This window comes from Bacillus sp. ABA4_010 (genome assembly GCF_056159105.1).
Map to the genome: position 1 here is coordinate 106,502 of NZ_JBSWUN010000001.1, position 9,325 is coordinate 115,826.

Here is a 9,325-nt window from a genome sequence, read left to right on the forward strand (position 1 = left end):
ATATGAAGGTTATTCCTTCAAAACTAGATAACTGCAGCTGAGAAAAGCACGTTGTGCTTTAAAATTGGTTAAGTCCTCGATCGATTAGTATCAGTCAGCTCCACACGTCGCCGTGCTTCCACCTCTGACCTATCAACCTGATCATCTTTCAGGGATCTTACTAGCTTGACGCTATGGGAAATCTCATCTTGAGGGGGGCTTCATGCTTAGATGCTTTCAGCACTTATCCCGTCCGCACATAGCTACCCAGCGATGCCTTTGGCAAGACAACTGGTACACCAGCGGTGCGTCCATCCCGGTCCTCTCGTACTAAGGACAGCTCCTCTCAAATTTCCTGCGCCCGCGACGGATAGGGACCGAACTGTCTCACGACGTTCTGAACCCAGCTCGCGTACCGCTTTAATGGGCGAACAGCCCAACCCTTGGGACCGACTACAGCCCCAGGATGCGATGAGCCGACATCGAGGTGCCAAACCTCCCCGTCGATGTGGACTCTTGGGGGAGATAAGCCTGTTATCCCCGGGGTAGCTTTTATCCGTTGAGCGATGGCCCTTCCATGCGGAACCACCGGATCACTAAGCCCGACTTTCGTCCCTGCTCGACTTGTAGGTCTCGCAGTCAAGCTCCCTTGTGCCTTTACACTCTACGAATGATTTCCAACCATTCTGAGGGAACCTTTGGGCGCCTCCGTTACATTTTAGGAGGCGACCGCCCCAGTCAAACTGCCCACCTGACACTGTCTCCCACCCCGATGAGGGGTGCGGGTTAGAATTTCAATACAGCCAGGGTAGTATCCCACCGATGCCTCCACCGAAGCTGGCGCTCCGGCTTCCAAGGCTCCTACCTATCCTGTACAAGCTGTACCAAAATGCAATATCAGGCTACAGTAAAGCTCCACGGGGTCTTTCCGTCCTGTCGCGGGTAACCTGCATCTTCACAGGTACTATAATTTCACCGAGTCTCTCGTTGAGACAGTGCCCAGATCGTTACACCTTTCGTGCGGGTCGGAACTTACCCGACAAGGAATTTCGCTACCTTAGGACCGTTATAGTTACGGCCGCCGTTTACTGGGGCTTCGGTTCAAAGCTTCGCTTGCGCTAACCTCTCCCCTTAACCTTCCAGCACCGGGCAGGTGTCAGCCCCTATACTTCGCCTTACGGCTTCGCAGAGACCTGTGTTTTTGCTAAACAGTCGCCTGGGCCTATTCACTGCGGCTCTCTCGGGCTTGCACCCTATCAGAGCACCCCTTCTCCCGAAGTTACGGGGTCATTTTGCCGAGTTCCTTAACGAGAGTTCTCTCGAACACCTTAGGATTCTCTCCTCGCCTACCTGTGTCGGTTTGCGGTACGGGTACCTCCCACCTCGCTAGAGGCTTTTCTTGGCAGCGTGAAATCAGGAACTTCGGTACTTTATTTCCCTCGCCATCACAGCTCAACCTTACGAGAAGCGGATTTGCCTACTTCTCAGCCTTACTGCTTGGACGCGCATATCCAACAGCGCGCTTACCCTATCCTTCTGCGTCCCCCCATTACTCAAACGGTGGGGAGGTAGTACAGGAATATCAACCTGTTATCCATCGCCTACGCCTTTCGGCCTCGGCTTAGGTCCCGACTAACCCTGAGCGGACGAGCCTTCCTCAGGAAACCTTAGGCATACGGTGGATGGGATTCTCACCCATCTTTCGCTACTCATACCGGCATTCTCACTTCTAAGCGCTCCACCAGTCCTTCCGGTCTGACTTCACCGCCCTTAGAACGCTCTCCTACCACGGACATCGTAGATGTCCATCCACAGCTTCGGTGATACGTTTAGCCCCGGTACATTTTCGGCGCAGAGTCACTCGACCAGTGAGCTATTACGCACTCTTTAAATGGTGGCTGCTTCTAAGCCAACATCCTGGTTGTCTAAGCAACTCCACATCCTTTTCCACTTAACGTATACTTTGGGACCTTAGCTGGTGGTCTGGGCTGTTTCCCTCTTGACTACGGATCTTATCACTCGCAGTCTGACTCCCAAGAATAAGTCTTCGGCATTCGGAGTTTGACTGAATTCGGTAACCCGTTGGGGGCCCCTAGTCCAATCAGTGCTCTACCTCCGAGACTCTTATCTTGAGGCTAGCCCTAAAGCTATTTCGGAGAGAACCAGCTATCTCCAGGTTCGATTGGAATTTCTCCGCTACCCACACCTCATCCCCGCACTTTTCAACGTGCGTGGGTTCGGGCCTCCATTCAGTGTTACCTGAACTTCACCCTGGACATGGGTAGATCACCTGGTTTCGGGTCTACGACCACATACTCATTCGCCCTATTCAGACTCGCTTTCGCTGCGGCTCCGTCTCTTCAACTTAACCTTGCATGGGATCGTAACTCGCCGGTTCATTCTACAAAAGGCACGCCATCACCCGTTAACGGGCTCTGACTACTTGTAGGCACACGGTTTCAGGATCTCTTTCACTCCCCTTCCGGGGTGCTTTTCACCTTTCCCTCACGGTACTGGTTCACTATCGGTCACTAGGGAGTATTTAGCCTTGGGAGATGGTCCTCCCAGCTTCCGACGGGATTTCTCGTGTCCCGCCGTACTCAGGATCCACTCAAGAGGGAACGAAGTTTCAACTACAGGGTTGTTACCTTCTTTGACGGGCCTTTCCAGGCCTCTTCATCTACTTCGTTCCTTTGTAACTCCGTATAGAGTGTCCTACAACCCCAAGAGGCAAGCCTCTTGGTTTGGGCTAATTCCGTTTCGCTCGCCGCTACTCAGGAAATCGCAATTGCTTTCTCTTCCTCCGGGTACTTAGATGTTTCAGTTCCCCGGGTCTGCCTTCCATACCCTATGTATTCAGGTAAAGATACTGTTCCATTACGAACAGTGGGTTTCCCCATTCGGAAATCTCCGGATCAAAGCTCACTTACAGCTCCCCGAAGCATATCGGTGTTAGTCCCGTCCTTCATCGGCTCCTAGTGCCAAGGCATTCACCGTGCGCCCTTTCTAACTTAACCATTCGCCTTACGGCTACATGTTTCTTACATTAGAAAAGCTTTCACTTTCCTCAGCTATTACTGTTATCTAGTTTTCAAAGAACAACCATGCACCACTTGGTGCATTTGATATTGAAGGATGAACCTTCAAAACTGAACAAAACGTTTTCGTCAACGATTCTTACTGTCTAGCTACGGCATACGCCTTCGCTTTTCTTAGTAATCCTTAGAAAGGAGGTGATCCAGCCGCACCTTCCGATACGGCTACCTTGTTACGACTTCACCCCAATCATCTACCCCACCTTAGGCGGCTGGCTCCTTACGGTTACCTCACCGACTTCGGGTGTTGCAAACTCTCGTGGTGTGACGGGCGGTGTGTACAAGGCCCGGGAACGTATTCACCGCGGCATGCTGATCCGCGATTACTAGCGATTCCGGCTTCATGCAGGCGAGTTGCAGCCTGCAATCCGAACTGAGAACGGTTTTATGAGATTAGCTCCACCTCGCGGTCTCGCGACTCTTTGTACCGTCCATTGTAGCACGTGTGTAGCCCAGGTCATAAGGGGCATGATGATTTGACGTCATCCCCACCTTCCTCCGGTTTGTCACCGGCAGTCACCTTAGAGTGCCCAACTGAATGCTGGCAACTAAGATCAAGGGTTGCGCTCGTTGCGGGACTTAACCCAACATCTCACGACACGAGCTGACGACAACCATGCACCACCTGTCACTCTGTCCCCCGAAGGGGAACGCTCTATCTCTAGAGTTGTCAGAGGATGTCAAGACCTGGTAAGGTTCTTCGCGTTGCTTCGAATTAAACCACATGCTCCACCGCTTGTGCGGGCCCCCGTCAATTCCTTTGAGTTTCAGCCTTGCGGCCGTACTCCCCAGGCGGAGTGCTTAATGCGTTAGCTGCAGCACTAAGGGGCGGAAACCCCCTAACACTTAGCACTCATCGTTTACGGCGTGGACTACCAGGGTATCTAATCCTGTTTGCTCCCCACGCTTTCGCGCCTCAGCGTCAGTTACAGACCAGAAAGCCGCCTTCGCCACTGGTGTTCCTCCACATCTCTACGCATTTCACCGCTACACGTGGAATTCCGCTTTCCTCTTCTGCACTCAAGTTCCCCAGTTTCCAATGACCCTCCACGGTTGAGCCGTGGGCTTTCACATCAGACTTAAGGAACCGCCTGCGCGCGCTTTACGCCCAATAATTCCGGACAACGCTTGCCACCTACGTATTACCGCGGCTGCTGGCACGTAGTTAGCCGTGGCTTTCTGGTTAGGTACCGTCAAGGTACCAGCAGTTACTCTGGTACTTGTTCTTCCCTAACAACAGAGCTTTACGACCCGAAGGCCTTCATCGCTCACGCGGCGTTGCTCCGTCAGACTTTCGTCCATTGCGGAAGATTCCCTACTGCTGCCTCCCGTAGGAGTCTGGGCCGTGTCTCAGTCCCAGTGTGGCCGATCACCCTCTCAGGTCGGCTACGCATCGTCGCCTTGGTGAGCCGTTACCTCACCAACTAGCTAATGCGCCGCGGGCCCATCTGTAAGTGATAGCCGAAACCATCTTTCAACCAAGGACCATGTGGTCCTCGGTGTTATCCGGTATTAGCTCCGGTTTCCCGAAGTTATCCCAGTCTTACAGGCAGGTTGCCCACGTGTTACTCACCCGTCCGCCGCTGACTTCAGGGAGCAAGCTCCCATCTGTCCGCTCGACTTGCATGTATTAGGCACGCCGCCAGCGTTCGTCCTGAGCCAGGATCAAACTCTCCGAAGAAATGTTTGACTTGCTCATAAAATAAAAATTAAACGTTGACGTTTTGTTGTTTTGTTCAGTTTTCAAAGTTCATTGTCGCTGTGAAGCAACTTTTATATCTTACCATGTTCCCTTTCTCTAAGTCAATCATTTTTTTAAAATGTTTTTTTAGAAGAAACCATGGGATATAAAAAAACTGATTGGTGTCAGTCTTTTTATATTGCCTGGCAATGTCCTACTCTCACAGGGGGAGACCCCCAACTACCATCGGCGCTGAAGAGCTTAACTTCCGTGTTCGGCATGGGAACGGGTGTGACCTCTTCGCCATCATCACCAGACAATATGAAGGTTATTCCTTCAAAACTAGATAACTGCAGCTGAGAAAAGCACGTTGTGCTTTAAAATTGGTTAAGTCCTCGATCGATTAGTATCAGTCAGCTCCACACGTCGCCGTGCTTCCACCTCTGACCTATCAACCTGATCATCTTTCAGGGATCTTACTAGCTTGACGCTATGGGAAATCTCATCTTGAGGGGGGCTTCATGCTTAGATGCTTTCAGCACTTATCCCGTCCGCACATAGCTACCCAGCGATGCCTTTGGCAAGACAACTGGTACACCAGCGGTGCGTCCATCCCGGTCCTCTCGTACTAAGGACAGCTCCTCTCAAATTTCCTGCGCCCGCGACGGATAGGGACCGAACTGTCTCACGACGTTCTGAACCCAGCTCGCGTACCGCTTTAATGGGCGAACAGCCCAACCCTTGGGACCGACTACAGCCCCAGGATGCGATGAGCCGACATCGAGGTGCCAAACCTCCCCGTCGATGTGGACTCTTGGGGGAGATAAGCCTGTTATCCCCGGGGTAGCTTTTATCCGTTGAGCGATGGCCCTTCCATGCGGAACCACCGGATCACTAAGCCCGACTTTCGTCCCTGCTCGACTTGTAGGTCTCGCAGTCAAGCTCCCTTGTGCCTTTACACTCTACGAATGATTTCCAACCATTCTGAGGGAACCTTTGGGCGCCTCCGTTACATTTTAGGAGGCGACCGCCCCAGTCAAACTGCCCACCTGACACTGTCTCCCACCCCGATGAGGGGTGCGGGTTAGAATTTCAATACAGCCAGGGTAGTATCCCACCGATGCCTCCACCGAAGCTGGCGCTCCGGCTTCCAAGGCTCCTACCTATCCTGTACAAGCTGTACCAAAATGCAATATCAGGCTACAGTAAAGCTCCACGGGGTCTTTCCGTCCTGTCGCGGGTAACCTGCATCTTCACAGGTACTATAATTTCACCGAGTCTCTCGTTGAGACAGTGCCCAGATCGTTACACCTTTCGTGCGGGTCGGAACTTACCCGACAAGGAATTTCGCTACCTTAGGACCGTTATAGTTACGGCCGCCGTTTACTGGGGCTTCGGTTCAAAGCTTCGCTTGCGCTAACCTCTCCCCTTAACCTTCCAGCACCGGGCAGGTGTCAGCCCCTATACTTCGCCTTACGGCTTCGCAGAGACCTGTGTTTTTGCTAAACAGTCGCCTGGGCCTATTCACTGCGGCTCTCTCGGGCTTGCACCCTATCAGAGCACCCCTTCTCCCGAAGTTACGGGGTCATTTTGCCGAGTTCCTTAACGAGAGTTCTCTCGAACACCTTAGGATTCTCTCCTCGCCTACCTGTGTCGGTTTGCGGTACGGGTACCTCCCACCTCGCTAGAGGCTTTTCTTGGCAGCGTGAAATCAGGAACTTCGGTACTTTATTTCCCTCGCCATCACAGCTCAACCTTACGAGAAGCGGATTTGCCTACTTCTCAGCCTTACTGCTTGGACGCGCATATCCAACAGCGCGCTTACCCTATCCTTCTGCGTCCCCCCATTGCTCAAACGGTGGGGAGGTAGTACAGGAATATCAACCTGTTATCCATCGCCTACGCCTTTCGGCCTCGGCTTAGGTCCCGACTAACCCTGAGCGGACGAGCCTTCCTCAGGAAACCTTAGGCATACGGTGGATGGGATTCTCACCCATCTTTCGCTACTCATACCGGCATTCTCACTTCTAAGCGCTCCACCAGTCCTTCCGGTCTGACTTCACCGCCCTTAGAACGCTCTCCTACCACGGACATCGTAGATGTCCATCCACAGCTTCGGTGATACGTTTAGCCCCGGTACATTTTCGGCGCAGAGTCACTCGACCAGTGAGCTATTACGCACTCTTTAAATGGTGGCTGCTTCTAAGCCAACATCCTGGTTGTCTAAGCAACTCCACATCCTTTTCCACTTAACGTATACTTTGGGACCTTAGCTGGTGGTCTGGGCTGTTTCCCTCTTGACTACGGATCTTATCACTCGCAGTCTGACTCCCAAGAATAAGTCTTCGGCATTCGGAGTTTGACTGAATTCGGTAACCCGTTGGGGGCCCCTAGTCCAATCAGTGCTCTACCTCCGAGACTCTTATCTTGAGGCTAGCCCTAAAGCTATTTCGGAGAGAACCAGCTATCTCCAGGTTCGATTGGAATTTCTCCGCTACCCACACCTCATCCCCGCACTTTTCAACGTGCGTGGGTTCGGGCCTCCATTCAGTGTTACCTGAACTTCACCCTGGACATGGGTAGATCACCTGGTTTCGGGTCTACGACCACATACTCATTCGCCCTATTCAGACTCGCTTTCGCTGCGGCTCCGTCTCTTCAACTTAACCTTGCATGGGATCGTAACTCGCCGGTTCATTCTACAAAAGGCACGCCATCACCCGTTAACGGGCTCTGACTACTTGTAGGCACACGGTTTCAGGATCTCTTTCACTCCCCTTCCGGGGTGCTTTTCACCTTTCCCTCACGGTACTGGTTCACTATCGGTCACTAGGGAGTATTTAGCCTTGGGAGATGGTCCTCCCAGCTTCCGACGGGATTTCTCGTGTCCCGCCGTACTCAGGATCCACTCAAGAGGGAACGAAGTTTCAACTACAGGGTTGTTACCTTCTTTGACGGGCCTTTCCAGGCCTCTTCATCTACTTCGTTCCTTTGTAACTCCGTATAGAGTGTCCTACAACCCCAAGAGGCAAGCCTCTTGGTTTGGGCTAATTCCGTTTCGCTCGCCGCTACTCAGGAAATCGCAATTGCTTTCTCTTCCTCCGGGTACTTAGATGTTTCAGTTCCCCGGGTCTGCCTTCCATACCCTATGTATTCAGGTAAAGATACTGTTCCATTACGAACAGTGGGTTTCCCCATTCGGAAATCTCCGGATCAAAGCTCACTTACAGCTCCCCGAAGCATATCGGTGTTAGTCCCGTCCTTCATCGGCTCCTAGTGCCAAGGCATTCACCGTGCGCCCTTTCTAACTTAACCATTCGCCTTACGGCTACATGTTTCTTACATTAGAAAAGCTTTCACTTTCCTCAGCTATTACTGTTATCTAGTTTTCAAAGAACAACCATGCACCACTCGGTGCATTTGATATTGAAGGATGAACCTTCAAAACTGAACAAAACGTTTTCGTCAACGATTCTTACTGTCTAGCTACGGCATACGCCTTCGCTTTTCTTAGTAATCCTTAGAAAGGAGGTGATCCAGCCGCACCTTCCGATACGGCTACCTTGTTACGACTTCACCCCAATCATCTACCCCACCTTAGGCGGCTGGCTCCTTACGGTTACCTCACCGACTTCGGGTGTTGCAAACTCTCGTGGTGTGACGGGCGGTGTGTACAAGGCCCGGGAACGTATTCACCGCGGCATGCTGATCCGCGATTACTAGCGATTCCGGCTTCATGCAGGCGAGTTGCAGCCTGCAATCCGAACTGAGAACGGTTTTATGAGATTAGCTCCACCTCGCGGTCTCGCGACTCTTTGTACCGTCCATTGTAGCACGTGTGTAGCCCAGGTCATAAGGGGCATGATGATTTGACGTCATCCCCACCTTCCTCCGGTTTGTCACCGGCAGTCACCTTAGAGTGCCCAACTGAATGCTGGCAACTAAGATCAAGGGTTGCGCTCGTTGCGGGACTTAACCCAACATCTCACGACACGAGCTGACGACAACCATGCACCACCTGTCACTCTGTCCCCCGAAGGGGAACGCTCTATCTCTAGAGTTGTCAGAGGATGTCAAGACCTGGTAAGGTTCTTCGCGTTGCTTCGAATTAAACCACATGCTCCACCGCTTGTGCGGGCCCCCGTCAATTCCTTTGAGTTTCAGCCTTGCGGCCGTACTCCCCAGGCGGAGTGCTTAATGCGTTAGCTGCAGCACTAAGGGGCGGAAACCCCCTAACACTTAGCACTCATCGTTTACGGCGTGGACTACCAGGGTATCTAATCCTGTTTGCTCCCCACGCTTTCGCGCCTCAGCGTCAGTTACAGACCAGAAAGCCGCCTTCGCCACTGGTGTTCCTCCACATCTCTACGCATTTCACCGCTACACGTGGAATTCCGCTTTCCTCTTCTGCACTCAAGTTCCCCAGTTTCCAATGACCCTCCACGGTTGAGCCGTGGGCTTTCACATCAGACTTAAGGAACCGCCTGCGCGCGCTTTACGCCCAATAATTCCGGACAACGCTTGCCACCTACGTATTACCGCGGCTGCTGGCACGTAGTTAGCCGTGGCT

At 52.4% G+C, this 9,325-nt stretch carries 5 rRNA genes; all 5 read right to left on the bottom strand.

The window, feature by feature from the left end:
- Positions 1–64: 64 nt before the first annotated feature.
- Positions 65–2,996: ribosomal RNA gene (locus ACXAEO_RS00725) — 23S ribosomal RNA — on the bottom strand.
- 209 nt (positions 2,997–3,205) lie between these two features.
- Positions 3,206–4,755, bottom strand: a 16S ribosomal RNA gene (locus ACXAEO_RS00730).
- Positions 4,756–4,956: 201 nt separating this feature from the next.
- Positions 4,957–5,072: ribosomal RNA gene (rrf, locus tag ACXAEO_RS00735) — 5S ribosomal RNA — on the bottom strand.
- 66 nt (positions 5,073–5,138) lie between these two features.
- Positions 5,139–8,070: ribosomal RNA gene (locus ACXAEO_RS00740) — 23S ribosomal RNA — on the bottom strand.
- A 209-nt stretch (positions 8,071–8,279) separates the two neighbouring features.
- Positions 8,280–9,325 (bottom strand): 16S ribosomal RNA (locus tag ACXAEO_RS00745); the annotation flags it as partial.